18 protein-coding genes are annotated in these 18,891 nt (G+C 70.5%); 5 read left to right on the forward strand and 13 right to left on the reverse strand.

What is annotated here, in order from left to right; translation table 11 throughout:
• From ACMW4R_RS07635 to ACMW4R_RS07650, 4 genes are read right to left on the reverse strand one after another with little or no spacing between them, the layout of a single operon-like run.
• A complete protein-coding gene (locus tag ACMW4R_RS07635; protein ID WP_418299583.1) occupies positions 1 to 822 on the reverse strand; it encodes an SGNH/GDSL hydrolase family protein in 822 nt (273 codons plus the stop codon).
• Positions 823 to 882: 60 nt separating this feature from the next.
• Complete coding sequence (locus tag ACMW4R_RS07640; RefSeq protein WP_058630322.1) at positions 883 to 1,848, reverse strand: ABC transporter permease; 966 nt, start codon at positions 1,846 to 1,848, stop codon at positions 883 to 885.
• Positions 1,849 to 1,905: 57 nt separating this feature from the next.
• Positions 1,906 to 2,889 carry a sugar ABC transporter substrate-binding protein gene (locus ACMW4R_RS07645; RefSeq protein ID WP_418299584.1) on the reverse strand — a complete coding sequence of 328 codons (984 nt, stop codon included), beginning with the start codon at positions 2,887 to 2,889 and terminating at the stop codon, positions 1,906 to 1,908.
• 44 nt (positions 2,890 to 2,933) lie between these two features.
• Entirely contained in the window at positions 2,934 to 3,701 is a 768-nt protein-coding gene (locus ACMW4R_RS07650) for an ATP-binding cassette domain-containing protein (RefSeq protein ID WP_058630320.1), read from the reverse strand.
• Positions 3,702 to 3,895: 194 nt separating this feature from the next.
• Here ACMW4R_RS07650 and ACMW4R_RS07655 point away from each other — a divergent pair, with 194 nt between their 5' ends.
• The 3 genes from ACMW4R_RS07655 to ACMW4R_RS07665 are packed head-to-tail and all read left to right on the forward strand — an operon-like array spanning position 3,896 to position 6,351.
• The gene (locus tag ACMW4R_RS07655) at positions 3,896 to 5,068 is read left to right on the forward strand and encodes an ROK family protein (RefSeq protein WP_418299585.1); all 1,173 of its coding nucleotides are present in this window, start codon (positions 3,896 to 3,898) and stop codon (positions 5,066 to 5,068) included.
• Between the two features lie 46 nt (positions 5,069 to 5,114).
• Complete coding sequence (locus ACMW4R_RS07660; RefSeq protein ID WP_418299586.1) at positions 5,115 to 5,708, forward strand: TetR/AcrR family transcriptional regulator; 594 nt, start codon at positions 5,115 to 5,117, stop codon at positions 5,706 to 5,708.
• A gap of 1 nt (position 5,709) precedes the next feature.
• Positions 5,710 to 6,351, forward strand: a complete 642-nt coding sequence (locus ACMW4R_RS07665) for a zinc ribbon domain-containing protein (protein ID WP_058597789.1) — start codon at positions 5,710 to 5,712, stop codon at positions 6,349 to 6,351.
• Positions 6,352 to 6,433: 82 nt separating this feature from the next.
• On the opposite strand, the gene ACMW4R_RS07670 is transcribed toward ACMW4R_RS07665, so the two are convergent.
• Positions 6,434 to 7,138, reverse strand: a complete 705-nt coding sequence (locus ACMW4R_RS07670; RefSeq protein ID WP_058597790.1) for an IclR family transcriptional regulator — start codon at positions 7,136 to 7,138, stop codon at positions 6,434 to 6,436.
• Between the two features lie 97 nt (positions 7,139 to 7,235).
• Here ACMW4R_RS07670 and ACMW4R_RS07675 point away from each other — a divergent pair, with 97 nt between their 5' ends.
• On the forward strand, positions 7,236 to 9,083 hold the full coding sequence (locus tag ACMW4R_RS07675) for an FAD-dependent monooxygenase (RefSeq protein ID WP_418299587.1): 1,848 nt from the start codon (positions 7,236 to 7,238) through the stop codon (positions 9,081 to 9,083).
• A 269-nt stretch (positions 9,084 to 9,352) separates the two neighbouring features.
• Positions 9,353 to 10,825 (forward strand): NAD-dependent succinate-semialdehyde dehydrogenase, encoded by a 1,473-nt coding sequence (locus ACMW4R_RS07680; RefSeq protein ID WP_418299588.1) that lies wholly within the window; start codon positions 9,353 to 9,355, stop codon positions 10,823 to 10,825.
• Positions 10,826 to 11,032: 207 nt separating this feature from the next.
• Here the strand turns inward: ACMW4R_RS07680 and ACMW4R_RS07685 are convergent, their stop codons facing one another.
• The 8 genes from ACMW4R_RS07685 to ACMW4R_RS07720 form a co-directional block, all read right to left on the reverse strand.
• The gene (locus tag ACMW4R_RS07685) at positions 11,033 to 12,034 is read right to left on the reverse strand and encodes a LacI family DNA-binding transcriptional regulator (protein ID WP_058597793.1); all 1,002 of its coding nucleotides are present in this window, start codon (positions 12,032 to 12,034) and stop codon (positions 11,033 to 11,035) included.
• The gene (locus ACMW4R_RS07690) at positions 12,031 to 12,825 is read right to left on the reverse strand and encodes a creatininase family protein (RefSeq protein ID WP_418299589.1); all 795 of its coding nucleotides are present in this window, start codon (positions 12,823 to 12,825) and stop codon (positions 12,031 to 12,033) included. The genes ACMW4R_RS07685 and ACMW4R_RS07690 overlap by 4 nt, the downstream gene beginning before the upstream one ends.
• A gap of 1 nt (position 12,826) precedes the next feature.
• Complete coding sequence (gene folE / locus ACMW4R_RS07695) at positions 12,827 to 13,429, reverse strand: GTP cyclohydrolase I (protein ID WP_058597795.1); 603 nt, start codon at positions 13,427 to 13,429, stop codon at positions 12,827 to 12,829.
• A gap of 21 nt (positions 13,430 to 13,450) precedes the next feature.
• Entirely contained in the window at positions 13,451 to 14,224 is a 774-nt protein-coding gene (locus ACMW4R_RS07700) for an ABC transporter ATP-binding protein (RefSeq protein ID WP_418299590.1), read from the reverse strand.
• Positions 14,221 to 15,051 carry an ABC transporter permease gene (locus ACMW4R_RS07705; RefSeq protein WP_058597796.1) on the reverse strand — a complete coding sequence of 277 codons (831 nt, stop codon included), beginning with the start codon at positions 15,049 to 15,051 and terminating at the stop codon, positions 14,221 to 14,223. Before ACMW4R_RS07705 ends, ACMW4R_RS07700 begins: the two co-directional genes overlap by 4 nt.
• Positions 15,048 to 15,845, reverse strand: coding sequence for an ABC transporter permease subunit (locus ACMW4R_RS07710; protein WP_058597797.1), 798 nt, complete (start codon positions 15,843 to 15,845; stop codon positions 15,048 to 15,050). Before ACMW4R_RS07710 ends, ACMW4R_RS07705 begins: the two co-directional genes overlap by 4 nt.
• Positions 15,846 to 15,886: 41 nt before the next feature.
• The gene (locus ACMW4R_RS07715) at positions 15,887 to 17,002 is read right to left on the reverse strand and encodes an ABC transporter substrate-binding protein (RefSeq protein WP_418299591.1); all 1,116 of its coding nucleotides are present in this window, start codon (positions 17,000 to 17,002) and stop codon (positions 15,887 to 15,889) included.
• 439 nt (positions 17,003 to 17,441) lie between these two features.
• Positions 17,442 to 18,881 (reverse strand): XRE family transcriptional regulator, encoded by a 1,440-nt coding sequence (locus ACMW4R_RS07720; RefSeq protein ID WP_058595558.1) that lies wholly within the window; start codon positions 18,879 to 18,881, stop codon positions 17,442 to 17,444.
• Positions 18,882 to 18,891 lie beyond the last annotated feature (10 nt).

Consider the following 18,891-nt stretch of genomic DNA (forward strand, 5'->3'; position numbering starts at 1 on the left):
TCAGGCTCCGGCCAGCTCCCGCAGGACGCTCTCGAGGATCAGGCGTTGGCCCACGAGGGTGGGGTGAACGCCGTCGGGGAGAAGCCACCCGGCCGGCGCGCCCTGAAGCTGCGTGTGCACGTCAACCACTATGCCGTCGTGCGCTCGGACGGCGTCCGCGATCTCCGCGACATCGGCCTCCCGCCAGGTGATGCTCTCCTGCTGGAAGGGTTCCCACACGTCGGCATCGGCCTCGACGACCGGAGGAGGGGTGAGGCACACGTGCGCGGCCTCGGTCTCGGCGGCGATCAGATCGGCGAGCAGTCCCAGGTTGCGGCGGGTCTCCTCGATCGACTGCATACGAGCGCGGATGCTGCCGTGTCGGCGGGCGTCGTTCGTTCCGAGCATCTGGATGACCCAGGTCGGCCGCGCCGCGGCGATCAGGTCGATGCGCGCCACGGCCTCCTGCGTGGTGTTGCCGGTGATGCCCGCGTTGACGACGCGGATGCCGTCGGCCGGACGATGGAGATCGAGGTAGGCCTGCAGGTGGTACGCCCACGACAGCGAGTCGTCGGTGATGGAGTCCCCGAGCGCGAGGATCCGATCCCCCGCCGCGAAAGGGAGGCGGTCGGCGAGATCGGCGTCGACGAGGGCGGCGGAGGCCCGGACGTCCGCGGCGAAGGCGGCGTGATACCCGGCGAGGGTCGTCTCGTCGACTCCGGCGAGCAGAGCGGCGAAGGGTGCAGCATTGGTGGTCCCGACGCCCGCGCGCTGGACGAACGCCTGCCCGGCGGGGTGAACGAAACGAGCAGTCACGCGATGCGGGTCGGACATCTCGGTCATGGGGCGGTCCTTCCAGGACGAGGGGGGACGGAGCGGCGGGAACGGGGCGGTGATGCGGGGTCAGGTGGAGCGCACCGCGAACCGCCGCTTGCGACGCAGGTGGTCGACCGCGACGGCGGTCACGAGGATCACTCCGGTCGCGACGTTCTGCCACTGCGGGTTGGTGTTCGTCAGGGCCAGGGTGTTGTTGATGACGGCGAACAGCAGCGCCCCGAGCGCCGTCCCGGCGATGGTGCCGACGCCGCCGAAGAGGCTCGTGCCACCGATGATCACGGCGGCCAGCACCTGGAACGCGAAGCCCGTGCCGCCCGCGCCCGGGTCTGCGGTGGCCACGCGGGAGGCGAGCAGGACGCCGCAGAGACCCGCGACGACCGCGCTGATGACGTACAGCGAGATGTTCATTCGCGAGGCACGGATGCCGTTCGCCCGTGCGGCGGTCGCGTTGCCACCGAACGCCCGGATGTTGTAGCCGAACACCGTGTGCTGCAGGACCACGTGCGCGGCGATGCCCACCGCAATCGCGTAGAAGACCAGGAGGGGGATGCCGAACAGGTTGAGCTGCGCAAGGTCGGTGAAGCCGCTGGGGAAACCGAAGCGGGGGATGCCGCCGGTGGCCACGACGACCACACCGCTCGCGGCGAAGAGCATGCCCAGGGTGGCGATGAACGGAGGGACGCCCACCCAGGTGATGAGGGATGCGTTGACCAGGCCGAGCGCCGCGCAGACGGCGAGGGCGACGACGATCGCGAGCGGCCAGGGCACGCCCGCGTTCATCGAGATGCCCACGGTGACTCCGCCGACGGCGAAGAGCGAGCCGATCGAGAGATCGAGGCCGCCCCCGACGAGGACGAGCGTGGCAGCGCTGGCGCCGATGAAGTACAGAGCGCTCGACCGGAGGATCTCGACGATGTTGGCCGGGGCAAGAGCCTGGGGGTTCGCCGCCTGCGCGACGAGGATCAGCAGCACGATGATGAGGATCAGGCCCAGCTGCGGGGCGGCGCCGAGGCGCCGAACGACGTTACGCACGGGTGGGGACTCGCTCTCTGAGGTCGGGACCCGGCCGGGGCCGGGTCCCGACGCCGGTCACTTCGCGGGAAGGTTGCTCTTGTCGTAGAACGTGCTCGTGGTGGCGATGAAGGCGGGAAGAGTCTGGCCCTCGGAGAGCTCCTTGACCGCTTCGACGGCCTTCGTCCCCGACTCGCACCAGCCCTGCTCGCCGACACCCAGCAGGCTGCCGTCCTCGATCGAGGCGCGGTGATCGTCGGTGAGATCATTGGCGACGACGTTGACCTTTCCGGCGAGTCCGCGCTCCTTCACGGCGGTGATCGCGGCGGCGACGGAGGTTCCCTCGATGGGGAACAGCGCCGTGATCTCGGGGTGCGCAGTGAGCATGTTGCTGAACAGTTCGGGAGCCTTCGTCGGATCACCGTTCGTGTAGTCGCTCGCGACGACCTTCATGTTCGGGAAGTGCTCTTTCGCGTAGTCGGTGAAGCCCTGGATCTCCTGCACGTGCGGGGTGGTGCTGGCCGACCCCGAGAGGATGCCGACCTGCGCGTTCGGGTCGGTCTTGCCCAGCCCCTCGGCGATGAGCGCGCCGAGCTGCGTGGCATCCGTCCCGACCTGCGTCTGCTGGCCGGTACTCGGGTCGCCCGCGTTCTGGGCGACCACGTAGATGCCGGCGTCGCGGGCCTGCTTGATGACGGGGGTGAACAGTTCGGGGATCGTCGGGAAGACCACGAGCGCGTCGGTGCCGTTGGCGATCGCCTGGGAGATGAGGTCGATCGCGCCCTGGTTGTCGACGGCGCTGCCCGAGGTGCCGACCTCGACCGGGGTCCAGCCGTTCTTCTTCGCGGCGTCCTCGAAACAGCGCCCGACGTCATCGAAGGCGGGGTAGAAGGGCGCGGGGTTGACGTACGTGATCGTCTTGACTTCGCGGAGATCGCCCGAGGCGGACGAGGAGGCGGCGATCGAGCCGCCCGAGAGCGCGCCGCACCCGGTGAGGGAGGCGACGAGGGTGGCGCTGGCGAGCGCTGTGGCGGCGAGACGCCGAATAGGGGTAGGGGACATGCGAGGACCTCTCTGTCGTTCGTCGGGTGTGGTGCGGGTGCCGGTCAGGCTGTGGTGTCCGCCGGGGCGGTTCCCTCATCGCCGGTGACCGCTCCGGTGATGAGGCCGATGATCTCGTCGCGCGTGGTCCGAGCCCGTTCACGGACTCCGGCGACGCGGCCGAGGCGCATGACCTGGATGCGATCGGCGAGGTCGAAGACGAGCGACATGTCGTGGCTGACGATGATCACGGTGTTGCCACGCTCTCGGAGCGTTCGGATCATGTCGGCCGCCTGAGCGGTCTCGCGCACCCCGAGCGCCGCGGTGGGCTCGTCCAGCAGCACGATCCGTCCGCCCGTGCGCATCGCCCGTGCGATGGCGACGATCTGCCGCTGCCCGCCCGAGAGCATGCCGATCTCGGTTCGCACCGACGCGACCGAGACGCCGAGCTCGTCCAGGAAGGCGCGTGTCTCGCGCTCCATCGCTCGACGCCGGACGAAGGGGCCGCGGCGCGGGTACTGGCCGATGAACATGTTCGTGGCGACGTCGAGCACCTCGACGAGAGCGAGGTCCTGGAACACGGTGGCGATGCCGGCCGCGCGGGCGGCGGCCGGATTGGTGAATACCTGCTCGACACCGTCGACGCGGACACTGCCCTCGTCGGGTCGGTAGACCCCGCTGATGGTGCGGATCAAGCTGGACTTGCCCGCGCCGTTGTCTCCGACCACGGCGAGGATCTGGCCGGCGTGGGCCGCCAGGTGCACGTCACGGAGCGCCGCCACGTGGCCGAAGCGCTTGGTGATGCCCTGCAGTTCGAGACTCGGCACAACCATGGTGAGTCAGCCCTTCCGATCGTCGGTGACACGGGGGATGCCGCGACGAGTCGGGTGAATCGTCGAGGCGAGGCTCAGTAAATACTTCGTTTACCGAACCTGTCAAGACAAATCTTGGACACGAAGCGCATGAATACTTCATCGACCGAAGTGTTCTATTGGCTGGGGCGACGATGACGGGTTATGTTCCCGGCATGAGAACCTTCGCCGACGTCGCCGGAGACGACGCGGCGAGCACGCGTCACCGGGTGCTCGCCGCCGTGCGCGACCACGGTCCGATCAGCCGTGCGGAGCTGGCCCGCCGCACGGGTCTTGCCGCGTCCACCATCACGACGGCGACGCAGGGCCTGGCCGTGGAGGGGGTGCTGCACGAGACGGAGGATGCCGGCGAGTCGGTGTCGCGAACGGGGCCACGGGGGCGGGGGCTCAGTGTGGATCCCGCCCTTGCCTCGGTTGCGGGTGTCGACTTCGGCTTCCGCACGGTCCGTGTGGTCGTCTGCGACCTGCATGCCCGTGCCCTCGCGACACGGGAGAGTCGGCTCGCCGAGCGGTACTCGAGCGAGGAGGGGTTGTCGGTCGCGGCCGAGCTCTACCGCGCGGCGGTGGCGGAGCTTTCCGCGGGTCAGGGTGCCGTGGTGACGGTGGGCGTCGCCCTGCCCGGCCCCATCGACGCGGTGCGACGACGTGTCATCGGCTCTTCGGTGCTCCCGGGGTGGTCGGAGGTCACTGCGGGCCGACTCGCCGACACGTTCGGTGTCGACACCGTCGTGGAGAACGACGCCAATCTCGCCGCCCTGGGTGAGCACGTCTTCGGTGCGGGACGCGACGTCGCGGACTCGCTCACGGTGAAGTTCCACAGCGGGATCGGAGCAGGACTGATCGTCCGCGATCGACTGGTCGGCAGCGCCGGATCGGGTGAGATCGGGCACTTCGCCGTCGCAGCGGACGGACCCGTGTGTCGATGCGGGAAACGCGGATGCCTCGACACCTTCGCCGCGATCCCCGCCCTCCTGGAGGCGGTCGCCGGCGGGGCCGCGACGCCCGACGTGCGTTCGCTCCTCGCGTGCACGGCCGCCGGTGATGCGCGCGCGTCGCGGATCGTCTCCGACGCGGCGGAGCTCGTCGGCGACGCCGCCTCCCGGGCGTGCCTGTTGTTCGCCCCGCAGCGGGTGATCGTCGTCGGCGCGATGGCCGAAGCGGGCGATGTCGTGCTCGAGCCGTTCGCCCGCGCGCTGCGGCGGGGGCTTATCCCCGACACGCCGTCTGCGCCCGAGATCGTACGCGGCGAGCTCGCCGAGAGGTCGACCGTGATGGGGGCCGTCGCTCTCGCGCTCACCGCCTCGGGATGGCTTCCGGTCGCTAGCTGACGAGGCTATTATCGAGCGATAACACCGCCTCCCGGAAGGACCGCGGATGCCGACCCCCCGACGCCGTCCCGCGCGCGACGCCGAGCTGCTCGCCGCCTCCGTGCGGGCCTTCGCCGCGCGCGGATACTTCGGGACGTCCACGGGGCAGGTGGCGGCGGAGATGGGGGTCTCGCAGCCGTACGTGATCCGCACGTTCGGGTCGAAGCTCGAACTCTTCGTCCGCACTCATGCGTTCGCCGCGGCCGAGATCGTCGAGGTCTTCCGCGCGGCGATGAGCGGCGGCTTCCACGGCGAGCGTCTCGGCGCGGCCTATCGAGAGCTCGTCCTGTCGAACCCGTCGGCGCTGCTCGTGTGGGCGCACGCCTTCTCCGCGGCGACCGCGGAACCGGCCATCGGGGCCGAGTCGCGCCGCCAGTTCGACGACGTGTACCGCACCCTGCGAGACGCGGGAGCGTCCGATCTCGAGCTGTGGGCCTTCATGGGGCGCGGGATGCTCATCAACAACCTCCTCCTCATGGAGGCCCCGCGGTACTCCCGCGACCACGATTTCGCACCGCTCGTCGACCTCGTGTTCGGCGCGCGGCCCGGATCTTCCCCCCACCCGGCGCTCTCGGCGCCCCCGCCCCCCGATCAGGAGTGACATGAGCGATCTCGTCCCGTTCACCGACAACTTCAGCGACCTCTCGAACCCCGACGGCTATCAGTTCGAGTTCCGCTGCGAACGCTGCGGCAACGGCTACCGGTCGGCCTTCCGGTCCGATCCGCGTGCCGCCGGTCAACGGCTCGCCCGCGGCATCGGCAACCTGTTCGGCGGGCAGGTGTCGCAGTTCACCTCGATGGCGGATCGGCTCCTCGATCGCGGCACGAACTCGCCGGCGAAGGATCAGGCGCTGCGAGCTGCGACGGCCGAGATCGCACCGAAGTTCCACCAGTGTCGCGCGTGCAGCGACTGGGTCTGCGACGACGTCTGCTGGAACGACGGCGTCGGGCAGTGCGTGCGCTGTTCGCCGATCGCGGTCGAGGAGCTCGCGCAGCTGCAGGCCGAGGCGCGACGCCGACAGGTGCAGGAACGGCTCGAGACGGTCGACCTCGTGGGCGGAGTCGATCTGAAGTCGCAGGCCCGCCCGCGCTGCGGTGCGTGCGGCGCGCAGTCGCACGGCGGCAAGTTCTGCGGGGAGTGCGGATCGCCACTCGTGGTGGTCGCGACCTGCACCGGTTGCGGTTCTGAGAACCCGTCGGGCGCGCGCTTCTGCTCCTCGTGCGGCACGGGCCTCGCGTCCTGAGGGTCCGCGTGGTCCGCTGACCCGCGCTCGGGCGAAGCCGTGCGGAGCGCCCGCGGAGCGGGGCGCGAGCTACAGCGCCCGGCTACAGCGCCTCGCGCACGGCCGCGGCGGCGGATGCCAAGCGCGCGGCGATCGCGGTGTCGTCGAGGGCGGTCGCGACGTAGACCGCGGCGACCGCGGCGGGCTGGCGCCCCTGCACGCTCAGCGGCACGGCCACCGCGCGCAGCGACGGCACCACCTCGTCGTGACTCGTCGCCCACCCGCGCTCCGCGGCGTCCGCGACCTCGGCCGCGAGGCGCGCGTCGACCGTGTCGGGCCAGCGACGCGGGGGAAGCTGCGACAGGATCGCGCGGCCGGGCGCGCCCCGGGTCACAGGATGCCGAGCCCCCGGCCGCTGCGCCACAGCGGTGACGGCATGTCGCGGCTCGACGCTGGCGAGAGTGACGCACTCGTCGTGGTCGAGCACGACGAGGAAGCACGTCATTCCCAGCTCATTCGCCGCCGCGGTCAGTTCGGGCAGGGCCTCGGCCTGCAGGTCGGCGGCGACGCCCGCGGCCAGCGCGGCGAGGCCTGTTCCCAGGCGCACCGCGCCCGCGGCATCCCTCGTCACGAGCCCGTGGTCTTCCAGGGTGCGCAGCAGGCGATAGGCCACGGAACGATGCAGCCCGACGCGCGCGGCGAGGTCGTCGATCGAGAGCGGAGTGCGCGCGTCCGCGAGTTCTTCGAGCAGGCGGATGCCACGGCTCAGTGTCTGCGACGCGGGAGACGCGTCTTGCCGTGCGGGCATGAGCGAGCTAACCTCTCGTTCGATAGAAGAACGGTGCGTTCGAATATAGAACACACACGTCACGGTAGCAAGCCCGACATCGACGTCAGGAGCAACGATGCAGTTCCACCACCACGGTTACGTCTCCGGTGACCCGCGCGTGCACAACGCCGCGGGCACGGGAATCGACCGTCCGACCGACCTGCCCGACCGCGTCGACGTCCTGATCGTCGGCTCCGGCCCCGCGGGCATGCTGCTCGCCGCACAGATGTCGCAGTTCCCGCAGCTCGCCACGCGCCTCATCGAGAAGCGCGACGGGCGTCTCACGCTCGGTCAGGCCGACGGCATCCAACCGCGCAGCGTCGAGACGTTCCAGGCCTTCGGCTTCGCCGATCGGATCACCGCCGAGGCTTACAACATCGGGTGGATGAACTTCTGGGCGCCCGACCCCGACGACCCGCAGCGGATCATCCGCACGACCCGCACCGAGGACTACGGCTACAAGATCAGCGAGTTCCCGCACCTCATCGTCAACCAGGCGCGCGTGCTCGACTACTTCGCCGAGGCCGCCGCGAACGGGCCGGCGCGCATCACTCCCGACTACGGCGTGGAGTTCCTCGGCCTCGAGGTGCACGACGACGACGTCGAGGTGCGGGTGCGCACGGCGTCGGGGGAGCGCACGATCCGCGCGAAGTACGTCGTCGGCTGCGACGGGGCGCGCAGCGGGGTTCGCCAGGCGATCGGCCGCACCCACGTCGGGGCCGCCGCGCAGCACGCGTGGGGCGTCATGGACGTGCTCGTCGAGACCGACTTCCCCGACTGGCGCATCAAGTGCGCGATCAACGCCGCCGCGGGCAACATCCTCCACATCCCGCGCGAGGGCGGGTACCTCAGCCGCATGTACATCGACCTCGGTGAGGTCGCGGCCGACGACGACCACCGCGTGCGGCAGACCCCGATCGAAGAGGTGATCCGCCGGGCGAACGAGATCCTTCACCCGTACACGATCGACGTGAAGCAGGTCGCTTGGCACAGCGTGTACGAGGTGGGTCACCGGGTGACCGACCAGTTCGTCGACGACCTCGAGAACCCCCGCGTCTTCCTGACCGGTGACGCCTGCCACACGCACAGCGCGAAGGCGGGCCAGGGCATGAACGTGTCGATGCAGGACGGCTTCAACCTCGGCTGGAAGCTCGGCCACGTGCTGACCGGTCTGGCATCCGCCGACCTTCTGCGCACCTACGACGAGGAGCGTCGCCCGGTCGCGCAGCAGCTGATCGACTTCGATCGCGAGTGGTCGTCGCTCATGGCCCGTAAGCCCGGCGAGATCACGGACCCCGACGAGCTGGCGACCTACTACCTCGCGACCGCGGAGTTCCCGTCCGGCTTCGGCACGCACTACGCCCCGTCGCGGATCGTCGCGGCGGATGCGGCGGGGGAGCTGGCATCCGGATTCCCGGTGGGCAAGCGCTTCAAGAGCGTCGAGGTCGTGCGGGTGTGCGACGGCAACGCCGTGCATCTCGGCCACCACGCGCGCGCGGACGGCCGGTGGCGCGTGTACGCCTTCGCGGATGCCGACGGCTCGGCGCTGGCGACCTGGGCGACGGAGGCGCGAGCCATCGTGGAGCGGCTCACCCCCGTCGGAGCCGACCTCGACGCGGTGTTCGACGTGAAGGCGATCTATCCCGGTCGATGGGAGGACGTCGTCGACGTGCCATCGCTGTTCCGCCCCCGTTCGGGACCGCTCGGGCTGACCGACCTCGAGAAGGTGTTCGCCGCCGCGCCTTCGGCCTGGACGAGCAGCGACATCTTCGCCGAGCGGGGGATCGGCGCCGAGGGGGCCGTGGTCGTCGTGCGTCCCGATCAGTACGTCGCGCACGTCCTGCCGCTCTCGGAGCCGGAGGGGCTCGAGAGGTTCCTCGCGGGGGTGATGGCCGTGCCGGCGGCCGCGGCATCCCCCGCATAAACGCGATCGACGCGCAGAAACGCGAGCACACCGTGTTTATGCGAGTGGATGGCGTTTATGCGTGATCACGGCGGCGTCGGGGCCGCGCGACGATGCCCCGACCACCCCGACCACCGCGACGGCCGCAACCACCCCCGCCCGCAACCACACCACCCGCAGCCGTCCACAGCGGCGACCCAGAAGCTCGCTTTGTACGCCACGTATATCGGCGCCGAGACGCGCGCTGACCAGAATGAGCGGGAACGCCCCGCCCCGACACAGGAGGACCCATGACCGATTCGCGCGAGAGCGAGCTGCTGGCATCCGTACCCACCGGCCTGTTGATCAACGGCGAGTGGCGCGCGGCCGAGGGCGGCAAGACCGTCGCCGTGTACGACCCGGCGACCGGCGACGTGCTGATCGAGATCGCCGATGCGAGCGTGGATGACGGCGTCAAGGCGATGGATGCCGCGGCCGAGGCGTTCCCGTCCTGGGCGGCGACGCCCGACCGTGAGCGTGCCGAGATCCTCCGCCGCGCCTTCGACCTGCTGCAGGAGCGCAAGGAGGACATCGCGCTGCTGATGACGCTCGAGATGGGCAAGCCGCTCGCCGAAGCGCGCGGCGAGGTCGTGTACGGCGGCGAGTTCCTGCGCTGGTTCAGCGAGGTCACCGCGCACACCCAGGGCCGCTACGGAGCGAACCCCGAGGGCACCGGTCGCATGATCGTCACGCAGCACCCCGTGGGGCCCTGCTACCTCATCACCCCGTGGAACTTCCCCCTCGCGATGGCCACCCGCAAGATCGCCCCGGCGCTCGCCGCCGGCTGCACGGTCGTCATCAAGCCGGCCACCCTGACGCCGCTGACGACGCTGTTCTTCGCGCAGATCCTGCAGGACGCCGGTGTTCCGGCCGGTGTCGTCAACGTCGTCACGACCACGAACACGGGTCCCGTCTCGGAGCGGATCATCTCCGACCCGCGCCTGCGCAAGCTCTCCTTCACCGGGTCCACCCCGGTCGGCGTGAAGCTCCTGCAGCAGGCGGCGCCGGGTGTACTCCGCACCTCGATGGAGCTCGGCGGCAACGCCCCGTTCGTCGTCTTCGAGGATGCCGACCTCGACAAGGCGGTCGACGGCGCGATGCTCGCGAAGTTCCGCAACATCGGACAGGCGTGCACCGCCGCCAACCGCTTCATCGTGCAGCGCAGTGTCGTCGAGGAGTTCACCGCCCGTGTCACCGAGCGCGTGCAGGGCATGAAGATCGGCCGCGGCACCGAGGACGGCGTGCAGATCGGACCCCTGATCGACGACCGCGCCGTCGACAAGGCCAAGACCCTGGTGGGGGATGCCGTCGAGCGCGGCGCCACGGTCACCACGGGCGGTTCGCCCATCGACGGCCCGGGCACATTCTTCGAGCCGACCGTCGTGTCCGACGTGCAGCCGGGCAGCGACATCCTCCGCGAGGAGATCTTCGGACCCGTGCTCGCGATCGTCCCCTTCGACGACGAGGACGACGCCGTGCGTCTCGCCAACGACACCGAGTACGGCCTCGTGTCCTACGTCTTCACCGAGTCGCTCGCGCGCGGTCAGCGAATGATCGACAAGCTCGAGACCGGGATGATGGGCCTCAACGTCGGCGTCGTCTCCAACGCCGCGGCCCCCTTCGGCGGCTGGAAGCAGTCCGGCCTCGGCCGCGAGGGCGGCGACGAGGGCATCCACGAGTACCTGCAGACGAAGTACACGCTGACGGCCAACCCGTACGCCTGACCGGGCCGCAGAAGACACCGGATGCCACGACCCCGGTGCCCCGCGAGGGCCCGAGGTCGTGGCATCCGCCGTTCTCCGGCTCGCGACGCGGGCGAAACTCCTGAGTTTCGGGCGACGGAGCCGTGCGCGGGGTCAATCCGTTCGGGCGCGTCGCGACTTCTCAGGAGTTCGGCCCGCGCGGCCCGAGAGCTTGGCACAGGAGCGGGATCAGCGCCGGGTCGACTCGCCGGGCACCAGCTCGACCGGTACGACGGCGCGGTCGCCTTCTCCGCCCGACATGAGCGCGTCGAGGATGTCCATCGCGCGACCCGCGATCTTGGCCCAGTCCTGTCGCACGGTGGTGATCGTGGGGGAGATCTGGCGGGTCCATGCGACACCGTCGAACCCGCACAGCAGGATGTCGTCGGGGACGCGCCGCCCCTCCTGAAGGGCCCGGAAGAACGCCCCCACCGCGTGCAGGTCGCTCACGGCGAACACGGCGTCGACGTCGGCATCGGTCTCGAGCAGTTCGGCCATGGCGCTCTGCCCGCCGTCCATGCCGTAGTTCTCGCCGATGATCAGCACGTCGTCGGCCGCGAAGCCGCGATCGGCGAGCCCGGCGAGGAATCCCTCGCGCCGCTCCTTCGTGGAGGGCAGGTACCCCTCGCCGCCGAGCATGGCGAAACGGGTGCCGCCGGCATCCACCAGGTGGTGCGCGGCGGCGCGACCGCCGCCGAAGTTGTCGGAGCGCACCCACCCGCCGATGAGCGCGGAATCCGCCGGTTCGTCGCACGCGACGATCGGCACGGGGCTCGCCTGCAGCCGGTGCACGCCCGACCGGGGCGGACGCGAGGGCGAGAGCAGCACGCCGTCGGTGGTGCGCACGAGGTTCTCGAGCGCGTCGAGCTCGTTGTCGGGCTCGTAGTCGGAACCAGCGAGCACGAGCGACCAGTCGCGCTGCGCGCCTTCCCGTTCGAAGGCGTGGGCGAGTTCGGCGTAGGCCGGATGCCGCACGTCGGGCAGCACGATCCCCACGGTGGTGCGGTCGGTGCGCCGTCGCCCGGACGTGCGCGGGTATCCGAGTCGCTGCGCGGCCTCAAGCACGCGGTCGCGCAGCTTCGGGCTCACCCCGCGGTTGCCGGTGAGGGCGTTGCTGGCGGTCGCGAGACTGACTCTCGCCTCGGTCGCGACCTCTTGGAGGGTCGGCGTTCGGCCTGGACCGTCGGTCATTCGGCATCCCCCCGCCGCGAGTGTACCCACTCGTCCGGGAGGAGGTGCGCCGCCACGGCGCGCACGATGTCGGCCAGCGCCGCGGCTTGCGCGGCGAACGCGCGCTCACCCCAGCCGGCGTCGGCGGTCGTGGGGTCGCCGATCACCCCCGAGGCGGACAGGTCGTCGACGTGCCAGGGCACGCTGACCGTTCCGAAGGGGCGTGTGAGCGAGTCGGCCGCAGCGGTCACCTCATCGAGACCGTCGGCGCGGGCGGCATCCATGTCGACGGAAGCCGGGTCGAGCGCGAGCAGCACGCTCGTCTCGTAGTGACCCGCGTGGGCGTCGAGATCGCCCGTGGTCACGCCCTCGGCGAGCTCGGGCGGCAGCGCGAGTCCGGGCACGTGCACCGCGAACGCCGCGAGGCCCCGCCGCTCGCGGAGCTGACGGCAGGCGACGTGCAGCAGCTCCGGGTTGCCGCCGTGGCCGTTGACGAACAGAAGGCGACGGATGCCGCTGGCGGCCACGCCGCGACCGATGTCGTCGGTCACGGCCAGCAGCGTTCGCGGTGACAGGCTGACCGTGCCGGGGCGTCCGGCGTGCTCGGGAGAGAAGCCGAACGGCACGGCGGGCAGGACCCAGGTGGCGACGTCCCTCGCCACGCGGGCGCTCGCCGCCGTGGCGAAGGCCGCCGCGATCGTGGTGTCGGTCGTCACCGGAAGGTGCGGTCCGTGCTGTTCGGTCGCGCCGATGGGGACGAGGGCGACCCCGCCCCGCGCGGCGATCGCGGCGACCTGCGTCGAGCTCGTCACGTCAGTGCATCCCGAGCAGCACCCGTGCCTCGGCCCGGGCGGACGGGTCGGTGTCGTACACCCCGCGCGAGGCCAGAGAGAAGGCCGTGGCGCCGACGGTGCGTTCCCCGCGCGCCCACATGCACGCGTGCTGCGCGGTCAGTCGCACGAGCACGCCCTTCGCGCCGAGCGTCTCGGAGACGACCTCGGCGATCTGGTCGGCGAGGCGCTCCTGCATCTGAGGACGAGCGGCGAGCACGCGCAGCATCGCGTCGAAGTCACCGATGCCGGCGAGTGAGCGGTCGGGGAGGTACACCACCGACACCACCCCCTGGAACGGCAGCAGGTGGTGCTCGCACATCGAGGAGTACGGGATGTCGTGCACCGCGACGGCCCCCGGGTACACGCCCTCGATCGGCTCCCCGCCGCCCAGCGCGCGGTGCGGGTCGCCGTACATGCCCGAGAAGAGGTCGAGACCGGCGTGGGCCACGCGACGCGGGGTGTCGACGAGGGTGGGGTGGTCGGTGTCGAGGCCGATCGCGCGCATGTACATGCGGATCCCCTCCTCCGCGGCATCCAGATCGGGGGCGGTGTGGGTGGCGGCGACGGCGGTGAGTTCGGTCATGGGAGTCGGCCTTTCGGGGGATCAGTGGAACAGGAGTGCGCTGGCGCGGTCGACGTAGGAGTGGAACTCCGGGGAGGTGGTCATCTCGAGGGTGCGAGGCCTCGGGAGGTCGATGTCGATGACCTCTTTGATGCGGCCCGGGCGCGGGCTCATCACGGCGACCTTGTCGCTCAGGAACACCGCCTCCTGCACGCCGTGCGTGACCATCACGGTGGTCGCCTGCTGCTCGCTCCACAGGCGCTGCAACTCGACGTTGAGGCGCTGCCGGGTGACGTCGTCGAGCGCACCGAAGGGCTCGTCGAGGAAGAGCACGCCGGGTCGCAGGGCCAGGGCGCGGGCGATCGCGACGCGCTGCCGCATTCCGCCCGAGAGCTGCCAGGGGCGGGCCTTGGCGAACTGTTCGAGCCGCACGAGGTGCAGCAGCTCGGTGACCCACTCCTTGTCGACGGGGAGTCCGGCGATCTCGAACGGGAAGGCGATGTTGCGCTCCACGGTGCGCCACGGCAGGAGGGCGTGGTCTTGGAAGGCGATGCCGTACGCGTGGGTGCGCCGGAGAGCGGAGGGCGCGAGGTCGTTCACCGTGGCCTCGCCGGAAGTCGGCGTGTCGAGCCCCGCGAGCATGCGCAGCACCGTGGATTTGCCGCACCCCGAGGGACCGAGGAGCGAGAGGAACGACCCGCGCGGGGTGTCGAGGTCGACCCCGTCGACGGCGACGACCGTCTCGCGGCGGGTGGCGAAGTGGCGCGTGAGTCCGCGGATGTGGACGCCGGACGCGGTCATACCGGACGCGGTCATGCGGGGCCTTTCTGAGCGAGGGTCGAGTCGCGCGGGGGGAAGCGGCCGGCGAGCAGGAGCGTTTCGGCCGCGACGACGAGCCCGTAGGCCGCGAGCGACAGCAGCACCGTGACGACGACGAGCGTCCAGAGCAGGCCGTAGTCGGAGTACGACTTGCTCGTCAGCAGGTTCGCGCCGAGTCCCTCGAACGAGAACAGGAACTCGTACAGGGTGGCGGCGGAGACGGTTGCGGGGGCCGCGAGTTTGAGGCCCGCGAACAGCGAGGGGAGGGATGCCGGCAGCTGCACGAACCGCAGGAGCGTCCATCGTCCGCCGCCGTACGCGCGCACGAGGTCGGAGGTCTCGGGAGTGGTCGAGGTGAGCCCCGCGCCGATGTTCATCAGCAGGGGGAAGAAGGTGACCACCGCGGCCACGACTGCCGCGGTCAGGATGCCGGAGCCGAAGACGGCGTAGATGACGGGCGCCATGGCGATCAGGGGCACGGTCTGCAGCAGGAGGGCGAGGGGCAGGAAGATCGAACGGAGCGCGCGCGACACCGTCAGGGCCACGGCGCCGATGAAGCCTGCGCTCACCCCGAGGAGCAGCCCGACGGCGCTGTGGAGGAGCGTCACCCCGATCATCGGCGCGAGGGCGGCGCGCCGCTCAGCGGCATCCGCGGGGTTTCCCGCCCCGTCGACGAAGAGGTAGCGCCACACGTCGATCGGGGTCTTGGCGAGGTACGGGCTCAGGCCGGACAGGGAGATCGCGAGCTGCCAGCCGACCAGCAGCAGGGCGGCGGTGGCGAGGGTGCACAGGGTCGTCCAGACCCAAGTCGGTAGGCGGGTCATCGGGCACCTCCCGTGTGCGTGGTCCAGGGTGCGAGGAGACGCCCGAGCAGGGCGATCGCGCCGTATCCGAGGGCGGATACGACCGTCGCCAGCAGGGCGATGGCCCACATGCCGGTGTAGTCGCCCACGTACTGCTGCGAGATGAGCAGCCGGCCGGCGCCCTCGTCGACCCCGACCGTGAAGAACTCGCCGGTCATGGCGCCGAGGAAGGCGGCCGGGGCCGCGAGCTTCAGAGCCGCGAGCAGAGCGGGGATCGCCGAGATCACGCGCACCTTCCGGATCGCCGTCCAGGAGCTTCCGCCGTACGCGTGCACGAGGTCGATCTGCGCGGGGGCGGCGGAGCGCAGCCCGAGCAGCACCCCGACGATCAGCGGGAACTCGACCGCCAGCAACGCCAGCACGACACTGACCCCGCGGCTTCCCGACGGGGTCAGCAGGACGACGATCGGGGCGATCGCGGCGGCCGGCGCGCACGCGGCGACGACACCGAGCTGCGAGGCGAGCGGTCCGAGCGGCGGTGCCACCATGACCAGGATGCCGAGCACCAGCGCGATCACGACGGCGATGCCGTAGCCGGTCACCGCCGCCCCCGCGGTCGCCGCAAGTCCCTCGGCGTACGCGCCGCCGAACAGTCCGGTGATCGCGCGGGCGAAGACCGGGAGCGGCGGGGGCACCGGCCCCGGAGTGCCGTTGGCTCGCTGGTACACCGTCACGGCGACGACGTGCCAGGCGACGATCAGGACGCCGAGGCCCGCGACGCCGAAGAGGACGCCGCGCACGGGAGTGGGGATCATGTCGTGGCGTCCTCTCTGGTCGGTGTGTCGGGTGGGGCTGTTCAGGATGCCGGCACGGTGAAGCCGGGGATCAGGTCGGGGTTCTCGGCGTAGACCTCCTGGAGGAGCGACGTATCGAACATGCTCGGGTCGGCCGTGATGCCGGCCGCGGCGAGCGAGGAGACCGCCTGATCGATCAGCTCCGGCGTGAGCGTGAAGATGCCGTTCTTCACGGTGTCGGGCGTGAGCATGAAGGAGGGCAGCACGGCCGCGGAGTCGACTTGCAGCTGACGGTCCAGGCCGTTGTCGGCGCCACCGTGCTTCATGGCGATGTCGGCGATGGCATCCGTTCCCTTGCTGAGGGCGCTGTTCCAGCCCTCGATGCTGGCCTTCATGATCGCCTTGATCTCGTCGCGGTTCTCGGACAGCTCCTTGTCGCTGACGACCACGGCGTCACCGAACTGCGCGTAGTTCGCGTCGGCGAAGGACATCGTCACCACATCGCCGCCGGCGTTCTTGACGGCGATGGGGTAGTTGGTGAGGAAGCCGATGAGGGCATCGACCTCGCCGTTCATGAGCGGGTCGACGCCGTTGGGGACGGAGACGAACTCCACCGTGTCGGCGGGGAGGTCGTTGGCCTTCAGCACCGCCTCGACGGCGAGCTTGCCGCCCGCGTCGACGCCGATGCGCTTGCCCTTGAGGTCGGCGACGGTGCGGATGGGGTTCTTCGCGAGCGAGACGAAGCCGACCGGGTTCTTCACGAACTGCGCGCCGATGATCTTCAGCCCGGCGCCGTCGTTGATGGCGCCGGTGATGCCGGTGAGGTCGGATGCGAGACCGATCTGCGCCTGGCCGCCGAGGACGAGGTCCCACGAGTTGGTGTTGCCGCCGCCGGCGATGAGGTCGACCTTGTCGAAGCCGGCGTCGGTGTAGTCGCCGTCGTCCTCGGCGAAGTAGTAGCCGGCGAATTCGTAGTTCTTGATCCAGCTCAGGGCCACGCTGGCCGTGCCGAACGAGCCGGAGGTGGAGGCATCCGTCGAGGCGCCGGGCGAGGAGCACCCGGAGACGGCGAGGGCGAGGGCGAGGACGCCGGCGGCTGCGGCGGCTGTGCGCCGACGGTGGCGGCGCAGCGCGGTGGGCGGGTGGGCGGGGAACAGGGCGGTGCGAAGGTGTGACATGTCGGGAGCCTCCGTATCGGTGAGTGTCCCGCCAATGTAAATGTTTTACTTTTCGTGAATAGGCCATCCGTGTGTCGATTTGATTTCATGCCGCGGGCATTCGCCGCGGGCGACCTCCGCCGTCGTATCGGGTCGCCGCGTTGCGGTGCCGCGCTCCGGAGTTCTCGAGCACGATCGCCGCGCCTGTGGTCTGATCCTGACGATCTGCCGCCGATTCTCCGGAGCGCGGCCCACCGCCACTCGACCCCGCCCGCCCCGGACCCGCCCGCCGGCTCCGGCGCCCGCCGGCTCCGGCGCCCGCCGGCTCCGGCGCCCGCCGGGCCGAACTCCTGACTTTCGTCCGTGGGTGGCGCCATCCGGGTCGCCGAAGAAGGACGCCACTCCTTTTCTCAGGAGTTTGGCCCACCGCGCTCGCGGGCCACCGCGTGCGCGGCCCGTCTCAGTCGCCCGCGTGCCGGTCCAGGAACGCGAACACCTCGGCGTCGTCGACGCCGGGGAACATGCCGCGGGGGAGCGGCGAGAACATGTGCCGGTGCACGCGGGCACTCGGCCACGCCTTGCCCGACCAGCGCTCGGCCGCCTCGGAATCGGGGCGACGGCAGCACGACTCGTCGGGGCAGCGTGAGACGCCACGCGTCGAGGTCTCGCGACCGCGGAACCAGCGCGCGTCGTCGAACGGCACCCCCACGGTGATCGAGAAGTCGCCATCGGATGTCGAGCCGGTCTGGGTCGAGCACCAGAACGTCCCGGCGGGGGTGTCGGTGTACTGGTAGTGCTCCGTGGTGCGGTTGTGCTCGTCGAAGGCCGATCGCGCCGAGAACTTCTTGCACACGATCTGACCCTCGACCGACCCGGTGACGTCGGTGGGCAGGGGGAGGCCGTCGTTCTCGTAGACGCGCGAGATGGCCCCGTCGCCGTCGACGCGGAGGAAATGCAGACGGATGCCGAGATGCGCCGTCATGAGATTCGTCATCCGCATCGCGGCGGCCTCGTGCGTGACGCCGAACGCGTCGCGGAAGTCCTCGACGGCGAGGTTGCGGTCCTTCTTCGCCTGAGCGAGGAATGCGACCGAGCTCGTCTCGGGCATGAGGCAGCAGGCGGCGTAGTAGTTGATCTCGAGGCGCTGCTGGAGGAAGTCCGCGTAGTCGGTGGGCGGCCGGTGACCGAGCAGGCGGTGCGCCATCGCCTGCAGGGCCATCGAGCGCAGACCGTGGCCGCCGGGGATGGATGCCGGGGGAAGGTAGATGCGTCCGTTCTCGAGGTCGGTGACCGAGCGGGCGGAGTGGGGGAGGTCGCTGACGTAGATCAGCTCGAAGCCCAATTGCTCGGCCATGATGCTGACGGTGCGGTGTGTCAGCGCCCCCGTCCCGTGGCCCGCGGCTTTGAGCTGCTTCTCGGCCAGCTTCTCGATGTCCGGCAGGTGGTTGTCGACCGCGCGCATGCGCAGACGCATCTCGGTGTTCGCGCGTCGGGCTTCTTCGGGGCTCGCGATCGTCTCGCGCTCGCGGCGCTGCAATTCGCGATGCAGGCCCAGCACCGCCTCGATCGTCTCGTCGCTGGTGCCCTTGGTCACCTTCATGGGAGGGATGCCGAGCTGCTGGAAGAACGGGCTCGACTGCGCGCGCTCGAGCTCGATCTCGAGTGCCGCGCGCCGGTTCGGGGGCTCGGTCGAGAGCAGCTCGGTGACCTCGGTCTCGGTCGCGCGGGCGATCTCCTGCAGGAGGGAGAGCTTCGGCTCGCGCTTCCCGTTCTCGATCAGGCTGAGCTGGCTCCCCGCGACGCCCACCAGCGCGCCGAGCTCATCCAGGGTGAGTCCGCGAGCGAGTCGGTGGTGGCGGATGCGGTGTCCGAGGGTGGTGAGTTCGAGCGACGAGGCCATTCCTTGACCA

Origin of the sequence: Microbacterium sp. S1037 (genome assembly GCF_048381605.1) — a bacterium.
In the GTDB taxonomy this organism is placed as follows: domain Bacteria; phylum Actinomycetota; class Actinomycetes; order Actinomycetales; family Microbacteriaceae; genus Microbacterium; species Microbacterium testaceum_B.

Coding starts and splice junctions, on each gene's coding strand:
- ACMW4R_RS07710 (WP_058597797.1), bottom strand. CDS start 15,845: ATGATCCCCACTCCCGTGCGCGGCGTCCTCTTCGGCGTCGCGGGCCTC.
- ACMW4R_RS07660 (WP_418299586.1), top strand. CDS start 5,115: ATGCCGACCCCCCGACGCCGTCCCGCGCGCGACGCCGAGCTGCTCGCC.
- ACMW4R_RS07705 (WP_058597796.1), bottom strand. CDS start 15,051: ATGACCCGCCTACCGACTTGGGTCTGGACGACCCTGTGCACCCTCGCC.
- ACMW4R_RS07700 (WP_418299590.1), bottom strand. CDS start 14,224: ATGACCGCGTCCGGTATGACCGCGTCCGGCGTCCACATCCGCGGACTC.
- ACMW4R_RS07715 (WP_418299591.1), bottom strand. CDS start 17,002: ATGTCACACCTTCGCACCGCCCTGTTCCCCGCCCACCCGCCCACCGCG.
- ACMW4R_RS07675 (WP_418299587.1), top strand. CDS start 7,236: ATGCAGTTCCACCACCACGGTTACGTCTCCGGTGACCCGCGCGTGCAC.
- ACMW4R_RS07665 (WP_058597789.1), top strand. CDS start 5,710: ATGAGCGATCTCGTCCCGTTCACCGACAACTTCAGCGACCTCTCGAAC.
- folE (WP_058597795.1), bottom strand. CDS start 13,429: ATGACCGAACTCACCGCCGTCGCCGCCACCCACACCGCCCCCGATCTG.
- ACMW4R_RS07635 (WP_418299583.1), bottom strand. CDS start 822: ATGACCGAGATGTCCGACCCGCATCGCGTGACTGCTCGTTTCGTTCAC.
- ACMW4R_RS07645 (WP_418299584.1), bottom strand. CDS start 2,889: ATGTCCCCTACCCCTATTCGGCGTCTCGCCGCCACAGCGCTCGCCAGC.
- ACMW4R_RS07720 (WP_058595558.1), bottom strand. CDS start 18,881: ATGGCCTCGTCGCTCGAACTCACCACCCTCGGACACCGCATCCGCCAC.
- ACMW4R_RS07655 (WP_418299585.1), top strand. CDS start 3,896: ATGAGAACCTTCGCCGACGTCGCCGGAGACGACGCGGCGAGCACGCGT.
- ACMW4R_RS07685 (WP_058597793.1), bottom strand. CDS start 12,034: ATGACCGACGGTCCAGGCCGAACGCCGACCCTCCAAGAGGTCGCGACC.
- ACMW4R_RS07680 (WP_418299588.1), top strand. CDS start 9,353: ATGACCGATTCGCGCGAGAGCGAGCTGCTGGCATCCGTACCCACCGGC.
- ACMW4R_RS07650 (WP_058630320.1), bottom strand. CDS start 3,701: ATGGTTGTGCCGAGTCTCGAACTGCAGGGCATCACCAAGCGCTTCGGC.
- ACMW4R_RS07670 (WP_058597790.1), bottom strand. CDS start 7,138: ATGCCCGCACGGCAAGACGCGTCTCCCGCGTCGCAGACACTGAGCCGT.